We start from the raw sequence: 541 nt of genomic DNA, 5'->3' as shown, positions 1-541 counted from the left end.
TCCTGTCTTTCTTTGTTCGCCAGCTTCACTGGCGTTGCATGGCGGCCTCGGCTCATCCCGTCATGATAATCGAGGCGGTTACTTATTCAACCTATTTACAGGATGTTGTACTAGTCGACGTTTCTCCATATCGTGTATTGCACGAGTGCCACCGCAACAACGATGACCACCAGTACCGCGATAGCGAATATGCCTAAAAGCCTGCTCATCGCATCAGATCAGGAATGTGTTGACTCGCCCGTGAACGACCGGCCCAAACATTGCAAAAACTTAGGGTACGGAACACACGCCTTGTGCCGATTGACACAGATCAGACGTTCTGCATTTATGCGCCGAATCCCAGCTAGGAAAGAGATACACCAAGGACTCTGCCGAGTCCGAATGTACATCCCGCGGCAGCCAGACCGATCGCGACTTGCCGGACTGCGGAAAACAATGCGCCGCGACCATTGAAAATCGATGTAAACACGCCAATGCCCGCAAGCCCTATTCCGCTCAAAACGACGCACTGAACAATGCCCCTCTCTCCGCTCGACCAAAG

The 541-nt window shown here is 52.7% G+C and carries 2 protein-coding genes; one reads left to right on the top strand and one right to left on the bottom strand.

The window, feature by feature from the left end; all coding sequences use genetic code 11:
* A partial coding sequence (locus AWB68_RS50725; protein WP_235028909.1) for a hypothetical protein occupies positions 1–197 on the top strand: 197 nt, incomplete at its 5' end.
* Between the two features lie 146 nt (positions 198–343).
* On the opposite strand, the gene AWB68_RS50720 is transcribed toward AWB68_RS50725, so the two are convergent.
* On the bottom strand, positions 344–541 hold a 198-nt coding region (locus tag AWB68_RS50720), incomplete at its 5' end, for a VIT1/CCC1 transporter family protein (RefSeq protein ID WP_327384579.1).

The sequence above is a fragment of the Caballeronia choica genome (genome assembly GCF_001544535.1).
In the GTDB taxonomy this organism is placed as follows: domain Bacteria; phylum Pseudomonadota; class Gammaproteobacteria; order Burkholderiales; family Burkholderiaceae; genus Caballeronia; species Caballeronia choica.
This window is presented reverse-complemented; position numbering and strand designations above follow the sequence as displayed.